Source organism: Ferriphaselus sp. R-1 (genome assembly GCF_000746095.1).
Classification (GTDB): Bacteria; Pseudomonadota; Gammaproteobacteria; order Burkholderiales; family Gallionellaceae; genus Ferriphaselus.
Map to the genome: position 1 here is coordinate 73,829 of NZ_JQKP01000007.1, position 14,480 is coordinate 88,308.

General features: G+C 54.3%; 15 protein-coding genes and 1 tRNA gene. 7 read left to right on the forward strand and 9 right to left on the reverse strand.

Annotated elements, in window-relative coordinates; translation table 11 throughout:
- Positions 1 to 8: 8 nt before the first annotated feature.
- The 4 genes from yidC (at position 9) to DM08_RS06740 (ending at position 3,789) form a co-directional block, all read left to right on the forward strand.
- Positions 9 to 1,649: a membrane protein insertase YidC gene (gene yidC, locus DM08_RS06725; protein WP_035383882.1), complete on the forward strand. Its 1,641-nt coding sequence runs from the start codon at positions 9 to 11 to the stop codon at positions 1,647 to 1,649.
- A complete protein-coding gene (gene mnmE, locus DM08_RS06730) occupies positions 1,627 to 3,018 on the forward strand; it encodes a tRNA uridine-5-carboxymethylaminomethyl(34) synthesis GTPase MnmE (protein WP_035383883.1) in 1,392 nt (463 codons plus the stop codon). The genes yidC and mnmE overlap by 23 nt, the downstream gene beginning before the upstream one ends.
- 221 nt (positions 3,019 to 3,239) lie before the next feature.
- Positions 3,240 to 3,539, forward strand: coding sequence for a BrnT family toxin (locus tag DM08_RS06735; protein WP_035383884.1), 300 nt, complete (start codon positions 3,240 to 3,242; stop codon positions 3,537 to 3,539).
- Positions 3,523 to 3,789, forward strand: coding sequence for a BrnA antitoxin family protein (locus DM08_RS06740; protein ID WP_035383885.1), 267 nt, complete (start codon positions 3,523 to 3,525; stop codon positions 3,787 to 3,789). Before DM08_RS06735 ends, DM08_RS06740 begins: the two co-directional genes overlap by 17 nt.
- 202 nt (positions 3,790 to 3,991) lie before the next feature.
- Here DM08_RS06740 and DM08_RS12830 read toward each other — a convergent pair.
- The 8 genes from DM08_RS12830 to DM08_RS13015 form a co-directional block, all read right to left on the reverse strand.
- Positions 3,992 to 4,126: transfer RNA gene (locus DM08_RS12830), tRNA-OTHER, on the reverse strand.
- Positions 4,127 to 4,407: 281 nt separating this feature from the next.
- A complete protein-coding gene (locus tag DM08_RS06745; RefSeq protein WP_035383886.1) occupies positions 4,408 to 5,376 on the reverse strand; it encodes a 5'-nucleotidase in 969 nt (322 codons plus the stop codon).
- 500 nt (positions 5,377 to 5,876) lie between these two features.
- Positions 5,877 to 7,058, reverse strand: a complete 1,182-nt coding sequence (locus DM08_RS06750) for a site-specific integrase (RefSeq protein WP_035383887.1) — start codon at positions 7,056 to 7,058, stop codon at positions 5,877 to 5,879.
- Positions 7,059 to 7,131: 73 nt separating this feature from the next.
- Positions 7,132 to 8,376 carry a DUF3631 domain-containing protein gene (locus tag DM08_RS06755; RefSeq protein WP_051937877.1) on the reverse strand — a complete coding sequence of 415 codons (1,245 nt, stop codon included), beginning with the start codon at positions 8,374 to 8,376 and terminating at the stop codon, positions 7,132 to 7,134.
- Between the two features lie 662 nt (positions 8,377 to 9,038).
- Positions 9,039 to 9,452, reverse strand: coding sequence for an antirestriction protein (locus tag DM08_RS06760; RefSeq protein WP_035383888.1), 414 nt, complete (start codon positions 9,450 to 9,452; stop codon positions 9,039 to 9,041).
- Positions 9,453 to 10,090: 638 nt separating this feature from the next.
- Positions 10,091 to 10,585, reverse strand: coding sequence for a hypothetical protein (locus DM08_RS06765; RefSeq protein ID WP_051937879.1), 495 nt, complete (start codon positions 10,583 to 10,585; stop codon positions 10,091 to 10,093).
- 86 nt (positions 10,586 to 10,671) lie between these two features.
- The gene (locus DM08_RS06770) at positions 10,672 to 11,169 is read right to left on the reverse strand and encodes a hypothetical protein (protein WP_035383889.1); all 498 of its coding nucleotides are present in this window, start codon (positions 11,167 to 11,169) and stop codon (positions 10,672 to 10,674) included.
- Complete coding sequence (locus DM08_RS13015) at positions 11,166 to 11,336, reverse strand: hypothetical protein (RefSeq protein ID WP_161780268.1); 171 nt, start codon at positions 11,334 to 11,336, stop codon at positions 11,166 to 11,168. The genes DM08_RS06770 and DM08_RS13015 overlap by 4 nt, the downstream gene beginning before the upstream one ends.
- A gap of 174 nt (positions 11,337 to 11,510) precedes the next feature.
- Here DM08_RS13015 and DM08_RS06775 point away from each other — a divergent pair, with 174 nt between their 5' ends.
- Positions 11,511 to 11,936: a hypothetical protein gene (locus DM08_RS06775; RefSeq protein ID WP_035383890.1), complete on the forward strand. Its 426-nt coding sequence runs from the start codon at positions 11,511 to 11,513 to the stop codon at positions 11,934 to 11,936.
- Between the two features lie 379 nt (positions 11,937 to 12,315).
- Here the strand turns inward: DM08_RS06775 and DM08_RS06780 are convergent, their stop codons facing one another.
- Complete coding sequence (locus tag DM08_RS06780; RefSeq protein WP_035383891.1) at positions 12,316 to 12,564, reverse strand: helix-turn-helix domain-containing protein; 249 nt, start codon at positions 12,562 to 12,564, stop codon at positions 12,316 to 12,318.
- 245 nt (positions 12,565 to 12,809) lie between these two features.
- Here DM08_RS06780 and DM08_RS06785 point away from each other — a divergent pair, with 245 nt between their 5' ends.
- Together DM08_RS06785 and DM08_RS06790 are read left to right on the forward strand one after the other, a co-directional pair.
- The gene (locus tag DM08_RS06785) at positions 12,810 to 13,337 is read left to right on the forward strand and encodes a hypothetical protein (protein ID WP_035383944.1); all 528 of its coding nucleotides are present in this window, start codon (positions 12,810 to 12,812) and stop codon (positions 13,335 to 13,337) included.
- A gap of 273 nt (positions 13,338 to 13,610) precedes the next feature.
- Entirely contained in the window at positions 13,611 to 14,480 is an 870-nt protein-coding gene (locus DM08_RS06790) for a helix-turn-helix transcriptional regulator (protein ID WP_237560238.1), read from the forward strand.

A 14,480-nucleotide genomic window follows, 5' to 3' on the forward strand; every position in this document is an offset into this window, starting at 1 on the left:
AGATCATCATGGACCTTCAACGGCTGTTTCTCTTTCTGATCTTTTCTGTCTCTTCCATGTTGGTGTGGGAGAACTGGCAGCGCGCGCAACATCCCGCGCCTGCGCCGGTCACCGCCGCTTCCGGCGTGCCTACGGCGACCACCGCGCTGAACGCAGCCCCGGCAGCCAACGCTGCCGCCACAGTGGCGACCGAAGTCAAGCGTGCCAGCGGTACGAAGATCCTCGTCAAAACCGACAACTTCGTCGCCGAGATCAACACCGTTGGTGGCGACCTGCGCCATCTGGAGCTGGCCCAGCACCGTGACGCCAAGGACAAGAGCAAGCTGTTCGTGCTGATGCAGGAACAGGGCGCACACAACTACCTGGCCCAGACCGGACTGCTGGGTGCGGGCTTGCCGACACACAACTCCGCCTTCAGCAGCACCGCCACCGAATACAGCATGGCCGCTGGCCAGAACGTGCTTGAAGTTCGCCTGACCGCCACCGACATCCCGAATGCCACCGTCAGCAAGGTCTACACCTTCCATCGCGGCAGCTATGTGGTGGACGTGAGCTACGAGATCCAGAACACTGGCGCGACCCCGATCGCAGCATCGGCCTACTTCCAGCTGGTGCGTGACAAGTCTGCCCCCGAAGGCGACTCCAAGTTCGTGCCAACTTATACCGGCCCGGCGGTGTATACCGACAAAGAGAAGTTCCAGAAGGTCGATTTCTCCAACATCGAGAAGGGCAAGACCGACTACCCGAAAACGGCTGACAACGGCTGGGTGGGCATGCTGCAACACTACTTTGTCTCGGCCTGGCTGCCCAAGGACAAGACGCAGCGCGAGTATTACACCAAGGCGCTGGGCAACAACCTGTTCGCTGCCGGTGTGATCGTGCCGGTGGCCGCCGTCGCACCGGGACAATCGGGTAAAGTCACCGTGCCTTTGTACGCCGGCCCGGCACAAGCCAAGCTGGACGAGATCGCGCCCGGCCTCGGCCTGACCGTGGATTACGGCTGGCTGACCATCATCGCCACGCCTATCTTCTGGCTGTTGACCCAGATTCAGGGCATCGTCTCCAACTGGGGTGTCGCCATCATCCTGCTGACCGTGCTGATCAAGCTGGCCTTCTTCCCGCTCTCCGCCGCGAGCTATCGTTCGATGGCCAAGATGCGCGTGGTCGCGCCCAAGCTGGAGCGCATCAAGCAGAAGTACGGCGACGACCGCGAGCGCCTGCACAAGGAGATGATGGAGCTGTACAAGACCGAGAAGATCAATCCGCTCGGCGGCTGCTTGCCGATGCTGATCCAGATCCCGGTGTTCATCGCGCTGTACTGGTCCATCCTGTCCAGCGTCGAGATGCGCCACGCGCCGTTCGTGGGCTGGATCACCGACCTCTCGGCGGCTGACCCGTATTACATCCTGCCGCTGGCCATGGCGATCAGCATGTTCATCCAGACCAAGCTGAACCCGACCCCGGCTGACCCGCTGCAAGCCAAGCTGATGCAAATCATGCCGCTGGTCTTCGCCGTGGTGTTCTTCTTCTTCCCTGCGGGCCTGGTGCTGTATTCCATCGTGAACAACGCACTGTCCATCGCCCAGCAGTGGTACATCACCCGCAGTCTGGAATCTGCCCCCAAAGGTGCAGCGAACGACCCTCGATAACATCGCCGCCATCGCCACCGCCCCCGGGCGCGGTGGCATCGGCGTGGTGCGCATCTCCGGCCACGGCCTGACTGCGCTGGCGCAAGCCATCACCGGAAAAACACCCGCGCCGCGCCGCGCCAGCTACGCTTCCTTCCTCGATGCCGACGGCAGCGTGCTGGATCAAGGCCTCGCGCTCTACTTCCCCGCGCCGCATTCCTACACCGGCGAAGACGTGCTGGAACTGCAAGGACATGGCGGTCCGGCGGTGCTGCAAGCCGTATTGCAACGCTGCCTCGACCTCGGCGCACGACTGGCCCGCCCCGGCGAATTCACCGAACGCGCTTACCTCAACGACAAGCTCGACCTGGCCCAGGCCGAAAGCGTCGCCGACCTGATCGACGCCACCACCGCGCAGGCCGCGCGCAGCGCCATGCGCTCGTTGCAAGGTGACTTCTCCCGTGCCATTCACGCCCTGGTGGACGAATTGATCCGCCTGCGGATGCTGGTCGAAGCGATGCTGGATTTCCCCGAAGAAGAGGTGGACGAGCTCGATCTCGACCGCCGCAACCGCCAGCTCGCCGCCGTGCGTGCGGAGCTGGAGCAAGTGAGCAGCCTCGCCCGTCAGGGCAGCTTGCTGCGCGAAGGCGCGCACATCGTGCTGGTCGGCCAGCCCAACGTCGGCAAATCCAGCCTGCTCAACCGTCTCTCCGGCGAAGAGGTCGCTCTGGTCAGCGACATCCCCGGCACCACCCGCGACGTGATCCGCCAGGCCATCCAGCTCGAAGGCGTGCCGCTGCACATCCACGACACCGCCGGGCTGCGCGAATCCAGCGACGTGGTCGAACAAATGGGCATCGCCCGCACCCGCAGCACCGCCGAAAAGGCCGACCTCATCCTCGTCCTGCTCGACGCCCGCCACGGCCTCACCCCGGCTGACCAGGACATCCTCACCCAACTCCCCGCCGCGATTCCGCGCCTGTTCGTGTTCAACAAGAGTGATTTGCTGAGCGGTGATGAGTTCGAGATTCCCGTTCGCGGTGAGTCCTTCGACTCCGCTCAGGACAGGCCAGTCGAACCACTTGCGCCCACCGAGCACCTCTACCTCTCCGCCAAAACCGGCACCGGGCTGGACGAGCTGCGCCAGCGCCTGCTCGCCCTCATCGGCTGGCATCAGGAAGCTGGCGTATTCATGGCCCGCGAACGCCACCTTCGCGCCCTATCCTCCGCCCGCAGCCACCTCGCACACGCCGCCGCCGAGATCGCCCGCGCCGAACTCTTCGCCGAAGAACTCCGACTCGCTCAGGAAGCCCTCAACACCATCACCGGCGAATTCACCGCCGACGACCTGCTCGGCGAGATATTCAGCCGATTCTGCATAGGCAAATAACCAAGCTGCGCCGGAAACGTCGTGCCGTCGTCACGTTCTAGTTACGCGGATTTTCAAAAAAACCAGAGTTGCGCAGAGAGTTTTTAATCATTATCAATCAGCAACCTGCATCGCTCGCCATCTAGAATAACAGCCACATCAAATAACGAAATGGCTACACCGCCTCTGGCCAGAACAGAAAATTTTCTTGCAATATTCGTATAGTTTCATAATATACACACATGACTGATTTCTCCAAAATCACCGGGTTTGATTGGGACGATGGGAATTCTCGGAAAAATGAGAAGCACGGCGTTTCGATAGCCGAGGCGGAACAGCTTTTCTTCAACGATCCGCTATTGCTCCTGCATGACGTGAAGCACAGTCAGCAGGAGCCCCGACTCCACGCGTTGGGCCAAACCGATGACGGACGGCTATTGCACATTACATTCACCCTGCGGGATGCAGGAAAAAGGATTCGCGTGATTTCGGCCCGAGACATGCACAGAAAGGAGCGAAGCATCTATGAACAAGCCAACTAAAACTCTACCGCAATTCGCCAGCGAGGCTGAAGAGCGCGCCTTTTGGGAAGCCAACAACTCCACCGAATACTTGGACTGGTCGCAGGCCAAGCGCGTAACCCTGCCCAACCTGAAGCCCTCGACAAAAACGATTTCGCTGCGCTTACCGCAGCACATGCTGGACTCGATCAGAGCCGCCGCCAATTCCCGCGACGTACCTTACCAGTCCCTTATCAAGGTATGGTTGCAGGAAAAGCTGCACAGCCACTAGTTTCACCGACGGATGAGAATAAGTGCCGCCTTAACAGTGTCCATCGCCATGTTAGGATGATCGCAAAATGGCACGCGGATTTTTGGGGGCAATTCGCCCTTTCTCATCAAGGCATTGCGAGTGACTCGCGGACTGCGATGGCATGCGGACTTCAGAAAGCAAAAAGGCCACCACGATGGGTGACCTAAGCGCCTGTTTTGTTTGGTGGCTCGGGGCGGAATCGAACCACCGACACGCGGATTTTCAAGACAAAAAACAGTCCGGTCTTTCACCTCATAGTTGAAGAAACGTAAGGGAATTTTTTGACCTCCCCTTTGGTTGCCACGGCGACCGAGCCTATACCGAGCTCAATCATGCACACTTTTCCACAAATTTTCAGTTTCCCGAACAGGTTCAATGGCTTTCTCGCGTGCTGACCGGGCTTTTTCCGAACCTCCCCGCGACCGAACTGCTGGCGTAATGACCGAACCGGCTGGGGGGGCACGTCAAGTCGTCGAGTGCGTCGATTGGCAAGGGAAATTCGATTGGCAGCTCCCGCAATTACTGACTTTTTGTCGAAGCAGAATTTGTTCTACATACCTAATCAACACCGGACGTTCAACATTTGAACTTACCGGCCTACGCGGATTCTTGCGCAGGTGTGGTTGGATGAGTTGTTGGATTTCTGTTTGCGATCCCGAACGGAATATGAACCATTGGAATATCGCCAGCAGGCGATTCCAAATGACTCCGTTGGTCATCAAAAAACATGTGAGGCTTAAGAACCGTCAGTATTCGTGACTTTTGCATTCCGCCTAGGAAAAATGACTCGTCTGCTGACACTCCCCACACTTTCAATGTGGTTACAACTCTTTCATGGGCGGGGGCATTACGAGCTGTGACGATTGCAATCCTCAGAATCTTCTTGTATGCAGAATCATCCTTTTGACGCTTTTCCTCTAGCTTTTGCATAAACGAAAGCTTCTTAAATAGGTCAGCTAGAGGACCGGGTTTGTGCGGTACGGATTGCTTTGCTGTTTCGTGGGCTTGGAATTCATCGAGATTGTTATTTCTCTTGAAAACAGATTCTGCTTCGTCGTCGGCAATTACACCGTCAAAGTCGAAGGCAACCCTTAATTCTCCGTCAAGCTCATCGTCATAGACTATTGAAGGAAGCACCACTCCGGCCGGATGGCCGGCATCGATAGCCTTTTGAACGTCGTCCTCGTTAGAACTTAGAAATAATGAAGCGTTAAATGCGGGTATGTATTCATGAGGAGAATTTCCCCTCATGAATCCTGCACGAGTGATGTCAAGGCCGTAGTGTCGAATTGAGCGAAAGACCCTTAATCCTGTTTCTGGAGAGTTTCTTGATAGAAGCACTACCTCGACAGGCAATTGCTTGGGGAATGCTTTGTTAATACTTAAAAAGCGACGGATAAAAGGAAAGGCAACCCCCTTCGGAAAGGGGATGTCGATGTTCTCTTCTTGATGCTTCCGATATTCATCGACCCCTTTGGTCAGATAGATGTCGTGGGATTCAGATAGATCAAACAGCGCGCTGGATGCGATGCTGATAACTAATTTGCGTTCTATCGGGTATGCCATAGGAAAAATCTAACGATTGTAGAGACACATTGGTCCTCACCCTATTTTACATAGGGATAGACAAATATCGAAGATATCCTTATGAAACATAAGTGTTTGTTCATTATGGAATCTCCTTGTCACATGGTTAATATAGATACGCAGACTCAGAGATACATTGAACCACATTGCCCCGCATGAATATATAGGCCGAGGGACTAGATATTCGGCCTAGTCTCGATGAGGGGACGATGTTCGAAATGATGTGGAAAGCGGCCATACCCTCAATTGTCGAGGATGGCTGCCCCCGACTGAATCTCAGACAGATGACTTGTACCTCATATCGTCCGCCTCTGGTTCATAACCTACTGAAGCAATTGTATCTGCCCGCCGTACATCCTTCGTTCAAACGGAATGGCAGCATTCCGTGGCGGTTTGCCTGCCCTGTCAAAATGGGTCGAAAAAATATATTGAAAGAAATAGGCCCGAGACAGGTTTCCCCGTCCCGAGCCATGGTGTTGCTAAGCAGCCTGCTTGGTACGCATCACCTCCCTGATGATCTCCGAGGCTGTGTTCGATGCCGCCTGCAAGGTCTTCGCTGACAAGTGCGAGTAACGTTGCGTTGTGACCGGACTGGCGTGACCCAACAGGTTCTGCACGGTGTACAAACTCTGCCCTGCGCTAACAAGCAGACTGGCGTACTGGTGGCGCAGATCATGGAGCCTAAGCTGAGGCAGCCCAGCCTTCCCCCGGAGTCGGTGCCATACGCGGGTTATGGTGGTGTAGGCCAACCCGGTTTGAGCGTTCACGAACACATCCTCGAACCTACCTTCCGTTCCGACATGATCCAAGATTTCTAGTGCGGTGTCGTTTAGCGGGATGGTTTTGACCTTCTTGGACTTGCTCGTGCTGGCCGGAATTCGCCATAACCTATTCTGCCGGTCGATATGCTCCCACTTTGCAGAGAGAGCTTCGTTCAGGCGGGCACCGGTCGAGAGCAGGAACAGTGCGATATTACACACGGGGCGATTCTCATCGGTGTGCAGCACGGTCAGCAGCTTCTGCAGTTCACTGTCGTTCAGCAGATGATCGACCTTGTTGTCCGGGTTAGCTAACTGAATACGGGCAACTGGATTACTGCCCTCGAACATCCCCCAATCGTGAGCAAGATTAAACATCCTTTTGAGCAGCTTCAGATGGTGATCTGCAGAGGCCGGGGCCAACCCTTCCGCCAGCAACGCAGTGTGGAATGACTGCACCTGATGCCGGGTGATTTGATTCAGACGCATCTTGCCGAACTTGCCCTGGATGCGGATGCGATATAGCTGCTCGTCCCGCGTGAAGGATCGCTTTCTTGGCTTGGCATAGGCGAGGTAGTGCTGCCACAGCTCGTCTAGGGTAATCACAGCCTTCTTGGCTTCAGCCTCAGCACGTGGATCGGAGCCGAGTTGAATCTCAGCCTTCAATGCACGGGCCTTCTTCCGGGCCTCGGCAAGCGATACCACATCACCGCGACCTATCTTGGCGTACTTGGTCTTGCCATCCTCCTTTCCTTTGTAACGAAGTTGGTACGTACTGCCGCCATTTCTCCTGACCTCAAGGACTAGTCCAGGCAGATCACGGTCGCAGTACTCGATGCGAAGCTTCCCGTCTGGACACTGCAGGCTGGGGATGAGTTGTTGCGTGAGTTGTACGATTGGCATATTAAATCTCCATATTGAGTGAATAGGTGGCCGCGCCCCTCCCCTCGAAGGGAGGGGTTAGCGAGATACATAGTCAGAAATCGGCCTCGGTCCTACCTGGGGGCAGTCCATTCACCCAAGTCCGCTGGAACGGGGTTAAACCATCGTCAGGCGCTTCTTCGTCATATGTTGCCGAGGTGTCCGGAATTTCCTCTGGTGTTTTCGGTGAAGTTAGGTAGCGGTCGAAAGCATCTTCGAACTGGGTAAGCTCAAAGCCCTTGGGCGTGCTATACGGGCCTTGCCGGACGGTTTTTGACTTGATGCCGTACGGTGAAAGAAGCTTCGCAAGCTGGCGTGGGGTGATCGGCTTGCCGTAGTTGTACGTCGCCCAGGGCCGCTCATCATCCTCGATCAACCCCCCGATCATCTCGGCAGTGGTGATGCGACCGACACGCTTCCCCTGAAACACATCCCGGATGTCGCCGAGCAACTCGTTTCCGAAGCTGGTCGACGGCTCATTCAGATTGGACAGAGCAAGCGCAGCAGCTGTGGCTCGTTCAAGCCACCCATGACCAGCCAGCTCAGCAATGGCAAGCAAAGGCTCCCAGTTGTCCTGATCACGATCGCCAAGCGCATCAGGGACGGGTGGACGAGCAGTGCGGATGGCATCACAAAAATCAACTGCAAAGCGCGCAAGTTTTGATGCAATGTGCCCAAACAATCCAGCATCGGCGTGTCGAAGTCGCTCCACCCTTTCTTCGAGCGTTTTACGGCGCAAGTTGATTTGGATTCCCCGACTCATCGTCGCTGAGGGAAGGTGCCGTTCAAGGCCAATTCCGGCAATGGCCTTAGCTCCCCAGACCGAGAATCGCATGGGCTCGTGGTTTTCACCAACGATGCGAAGTACATAAGCAGCCGAGCGAGAGTGCCCGGCGTTGATCAGACCAGTCAGCTCATTTTTTTCACGGAAGAACGTGTCGGCTTCGTCGATGAGCAGCGTTGGCGAATATTTCTCAATCACCCGAAACAGGCCCGCTAGGGTGATGTTCGACACCGAAAGCTGACGAGCTGACATACGTCCGACCAGTTCTAGAAGTTGCGATTTCCCGCATGACTTCTCGGGCGCATTGATCAGCAGAAGTGCGGCAATCTGGACAGAATCGATGCCCCAAGTAAGGGCAATCCACAGACTGACCGCATCGGCCTGATGAGGGGTAAGCACGATGTAGCGCCGAATCAGCTTGGAGACTTCATCCAGCAGCTCGGCAAGGTTGATTGGATCTGGAAACGGTGAAACTGGTGGGAACAGTTCGCCACCACTGCTAGCTTTAATTGCCATGGTATTTTTCCTTAAATAGGAGGTTGCACGATGGTTTTTTGAGCTTCGCGTCCGTCATGCCGCAGGATTTATCCTGCGCGGTGGAAGCTCCGTGCTTACGAATTCCGAGTACTCGAAATCGGCAAGCGCCAGAAGGCTGAAAGTGGTGCCGAATAGTCGGCGTGAGGTAGGTCAGGCGGGAGATATCAGGTGAGTATTACTCCAGAAAGTTGGCAATGTACGCATGCTACACGTCGAGCAAGGCGATTGCAACTACTTGATAGCAAACAAATACATTCATTGAAAAGTGTCTTGCTTGGGGCGAAACTGTTTTGGATGGACGTTTATCAAGCGAAGAACATTCCGTGCTAAACCTATTAAGTCTCCAGTCGAACGGCGAGTTGCTCGAAGTCTAGTAACGTGTCACGAAATCGCTAGCAAACGTCGAAAATTGGGCAGCAGGATGCTTGTGTAGATGTCGGGGGGGGATTGGCGCAACGCCGCAACTTCGTTGAAAAATATGGGGAAAAATGTTTCGGCTAAATAGGGCGATGCGAAACCGGGGAGATCAACAATGCGTTTCGGATAGGCTGACGATGAATCCGCAACACCAAAACCCATACAGTTCAGTTAGTTATGTCCCGTGTTGCGGCGTTGCGGCAAATCCCCCTAGTCGCAGGGCATCAGTCGATGGCCCTCAGCACCTGCCCGGCCTCCGGGTGATCCAGCATGTACTCGCGCAGCAGGTGATAGTGTTCTGAGCAGCTTAGAGCGAACTGCCCATCACCGAACGACAGATGGCTGTATGCGTACAGGCAGCAGACGATCCCGAACGCATCAGGTGACAGTGCACCATCAAAACCATTCTCGCAACCGACCTTGAATGGCGTGCCCGAGTGCGGTGCCATGTAGAAGCCGCCGTTGGACAGCGCAAAGAAATCCCAATAGCCGCCCTGGTACTCCTCGCACATGCTATCGGCCATGGAGTAGACGAAAGGCTCAAGCTGCAGAGGAAAGTGGAGGCCGAACAGCTTGGCGGTATGAGTGATGCGCAACTCTTCTGGGATGAGGACTGCGGAAATGGATGGCGTGTTCATTTTGTCTCCTTGGGATGAAAGACTCCCCGGCAACTTCTCCAGACGAACGGGAGCTTCCGCATGGCGCGGATCGCATGTGAGTTCAATTGGAAGAAACTGCTGGGGAGGAAGTATTGAAGTACTGCGGGAAATCAATCGTTGCTGTAATGCCAGAGCATGTCGTCCGGACTGATACCAGCCAGTAGGCAAGCGTGGGAATGGACAGCTTCTGCGAAGCCCTCCTCGGGCATATCCCAAGTCAGAGCAGCATCAACGGCGGATGAAAGGCAATCTAGGAAATTCATGGTGTTTTCTCCAGTGGTGGTAAAAGTAATATCCAATGCCTCCCAGAATCAGAGCGATCAGGAAGAGCGGCGGAAACAAAAGTGACAGCAAGGTCAGGCCAGCCACACCTATCCATCGGGTGGATCGACTGGCGAGGCAAAGCAGAGCGACGACGATGAGAGTCAGAACGTGCATTGAAGAACTCCTTGCGTGTTGGGAATGGAGGGGGTATTGCGAGGAATTGCTGTGTCAGGCCCGGTATAGGTTTGTCATTGAAGCGAGGGAAATTTCAGCGAAAAAGATGCCCTTTGAATTCAAGGACAATGGAAGGACTTTCTTGAGTGGCACGCGGATTGGATATCCGCAGAACAGTTTTACTCGGCTGATGGTGCGGTTTCTGATGACTGTTTCTTTCTCGATGGCTTCCTTGGTCGGGTATCAGGATCAAGACTCACGCCAGACTCGATGAGTTGCTGCATTGCATCGAAGAACGCCTTTCCGTCTGCGACCTCGTGGCAACGATCCCGGACAGCGGATGCCTGAACAAGCCCCTCTGCCAGCAATGCCGCCAAGAGGAAACCACCGTTGTTCTGGCTCTTGCCAACATAGACCTGCTGCAGGGTGAAGGAGGTGATGAGTGCGCCATTCCCTAGCGCCTTGCCGATCTTCTCGGAGGGCACCCATTCGCGGCTGAAATATCCCTTGGCGGAATTGGCGTTGATGCGGAAGTAAATCGCCCCTTCGGCATCGCAACCTATGTGATACATCAGCTCGGACTTCTGACTGAGTGATGGGCATGATGCAACCTTGAGTATGCGCATCTCGGGTGCGGATGTTGCAACTTCAGTTTGTGTTTCCTTCTTGCTCATGTGTAACTCCTTGTGGTGTGTTGAAGTGACGAGATAACTGGTACCTCATATAAGATGGCGGATATGGCGCTAGTAAGCATTTGCAATTACGCCCAATTCTGCTGTGTTAGAGCAATGTGTTCAGCTATGCGAGCAGCCAGCCAGAGCTGTTTCGGGATGTAATAGACAGGCCCACCCGCATCGTTCCAGCAGAGCAGGAAAAATGCCCATTGAGCTTCGCCGGATGGTTCCTTAAGGTAGTCGCAGGCATCCCACCCCATGACTTGATCCGTGACGTTGGGCCATCTTCCGCCGTGGGATTTAGCAAACTCCATATCCATGCCCACGATCTGCTTGAGGTCGGTTTCGGTTTCGCAGACATGGAAGTTCCCGCCCAGCATGTCGGCATAGGACGCTGCGGCATCTGGCCTGGACAGCAGTCGGTCGATGTCGTGAGCATCAATCTCGATGGCATCGTGGATGTGTCGGCCAGGCCACGGGCAGGCACTCAGTAGAACCATTGCCTGATCCTGAACAAGCCGGAAAGGGATGCGTCCTTGCCTGTGCAGGTTGTGGGCTTCGGTGAAGTTGTGAATGTCGATCATGACTTCCTCCTGATGATGAGATTAAGGGCGGTATAGGTGGCAAAGGCGGCAAGGCAAGCCATCGCCAACTTGAGAGCCAAGGACAGTGCAGCTACCCAGACGCTCAATGCGCCGAGAGCGATGAAAGTGATGGCGAGTGCGACAAGGATCAGAAAGAACCAGTGCATAGGATTGCTCCTTTTGGGTGATGGGAAAAAAGAAAGCTCCAATGACCGGGATGGCCAAAGGAGCTTTCGAGGGATACGACGCTTTCATAATTATTGAGCCCATAGCGTCGTCGAAGGCTCTTGTTATCAGAGGGAAGCTGGTACGATTTGAGGAAAAGTTAAGAAGGGAAAGCCATGAAACAAAAACCACGATTTCAACTGAACCGCGCTGCCGTGGTCATTCGATACAAACAGCCTTATGTGGATTGGGCGCGAGTCGCAGGCCCCGAACCGGCCACTGACTACTCCTTGGAGCAAGCCAACGATGATGGGGAGATGTTTCTAATCCCCTCGTACGATAGCCCTGTCGATGCTGTGGATGGGACAGGTGATGCGATCAAGTGGGTGGAGAAACGCTGGAAAATGCTCTTCGAGTATTTCCTTGGCGAATGGATACTGGACGAATCCGCTTGGCCTCAGAAACGCACGCTCAAAATGTTCCGGGAATGGTTTGAGGTCGAATACCGCTCGATCGTCTGGGACATGGGGCATGAACCGCTGATGATCGACGAGTGGATATATGACGAGGATGACGGGATGGATTGCTCAGTAGTACACTGATTTCAAATGGTTATTAGATACGGTAGCACGTAGGCGATGAGCAGGAACACCCATACAGCCCCGATCAACGTGGTCACGACCGACGTCGCGAGTTGCCTCATGATGTACTCCACGGAGTCCCAGAGGCCCATCTCGGGCATGAGTGACATGGCACGACTAAATCGAGTGTGGTCGGTAGATGCCCACTTGAACGTGCTGACGATAGCTTTGCTGGCGAGGTTGAGGGATGATCGAGTGGCTTCAGAGGCAGCGGATTGAAGGTTGCGCTGGATACGGGTACGGCGGGGAGGGGGCATCGGCAGTCCTTTCTTGGGGATAGAAAAAGAAAAGCCCCAAGAGTTATCTCGGGGCTACGGGGAGAACTAGAAAGTAGTGGGGACTAATCAGACTCTTGGGAGAGCCGACTCTCAACTAGGGCGATTAGCTCGCTGGCAGGAATATCCAGTGCCTTAGCAAGACGGAAGACGGTCGCAAACGCCGGGCCCTTTTCTGCCCGTTCCAGTGCGCTGATGTGACTGCGTTCCGTGTCGGCCAGTTCGGCTAGGCGGTCTTGAGTCAAACCCTTCTGCAGTCTTAGTTCATGCAGTACAGCGCCAAATACTCTGATTGGTTGTTTCTTGTCTCCCATGGACTAGGGAGGGTCATATAACCAACTTCGCTTGTCTGCATACGCATGTATGCGCTATTCTGAAAACCTTGCGACTTCAGCGCTAAGAGTCACGGGGCATAGACCACCCGGCTAGGCCGAGAGACATATAGGGATAGTGGAGTGGATGAATTACGATTGGAGCCGCACTGACGCAATACTTTTGTATGCAGCTCGAAACAGCTTATAAGTCAGAGAAATAAGATCATTCAGGGATGATGCAGGGCATGAAGAAAAATATCGCAATTTTGGTGGCGGCAATGTTGGTTACAGGGTGTGGCTATGTTACTAACAGGTATTCAATGTCTGCCGACAATGTCATGGCAGCCCGATCCTGGAACGGGGTTATGGTCAATGTGGGTAATTTTACTGAGGCACCAAACACCAAAGCCTCTTGTAACTACAAGGGACCGATTAATACGATCGATGGCGAGAGCTATGGGCAATTCGTCAGGAATGCTCTTGTTTCAGAGTTGACAATTGCTGGGGCCTATTCTGAGAGTGCTCCGATAACAATTACTGGTCGATTGGATAGGCTCGATAACGCAACAGCCTTCGATACAAGCTGGTCGCTTGACGTAACTCTGACCTCATCGAATGGCAAGTCTGCCAGCGTAAAAGAGACCTATAAGTACCATGGGTCGATTGTTGGGACAACAGATAGCACTTGCAGTGCGGCGGCGGCGGGCTTTGTTCCGGCAGTCCAGAATCTAGTTGGGAAAATGATCCGAGAAATCCCCAAATCTTTGCTTTGATGAATAGTTGACCGATACCACGCTGCATAAAAAGAATTGGCTGTGGTTACGCCCATTAGCCATCTTGTATTGACCCAGCGAAGATCTGCTCAGAAGCTAAGCCAAGGGACATATATGGATAGTGGAGTAGCTGAGTTACGATTGGTGACATGTTGCTGGGATAGAAAAAACGACACACCCTGTCAGGACTGGCCCGCAGAATATGTGCCTTCGCAAACTGTATGGTGAACCATGAGCTCAGGCACACACGACACACTGGTGTATCGACTTTCAATGATGCTAGTGAAGCTTAATCAAGGGGAGAAGCTTGACCTGCACGATTTGGCTGATGAGTTTGGCGTGAATGTCCGTACGGTTCAGCGCGACATAAATGAACGCTTTGCGTATCTGCCCATTCAACGATCAGGTACCAAATATCATCTTGACCCGGCATATCTTGGGAAACTCACGACGCGGGATATAGAGCGTTTTGCAGGTTTGGCCGGTGTTCGGGGGCTATTCCCCTCGCTGTCTGACGAGTTCATGCGCGACATTTTTGATGCCCGCATTCAATCTGCCTTATTGGTAAAGGGACACAGCTACGAGAGTCTGGCAGGCAAGGAACAACTATTCCGCGAGCTGGAACAAGCCATCATCGCACGCCGCCACATTGCGTTTGACTACAGCAAGGCAGATGGCATCAAGAGATACCAAGCCATCGCGCCGTTCAAACTAATGAACCACAAGGGCATCTGGTATTTGGCCGCACGCGATGGAGACAAGCTCAAAACCTACTCCTTCGCAAAGATTGCCGCGCTGCGGTTGACTGACACTCATTTCGAGCCAGCCCCTTCCATAGACCAGCGACTTGCCGAAGAAGATGGCATCTGGATGGGCGAAGAAAAGAAAGAGATCGTGCTGAAGATCTCCCGCGAAGTGGCGAGCTACTTCAAACGCCGCAAGCTGATCGCCAACCAGGTCATCGAAAAAGAATTGGAAGATGGTGGATTGATCCTCTCCGCCAAAGTTGGGCATGTAAATCAGGTGTTGCCGATTGTCAGGTACTGGATACCCAACATACGCATCATCAGCCCAGAGGGATTGCAGGAAGAGTTAGAGCGTGAGTTAAAAGCGTACGTTGAGCGAGTCGGCAGTTTGGTCTAA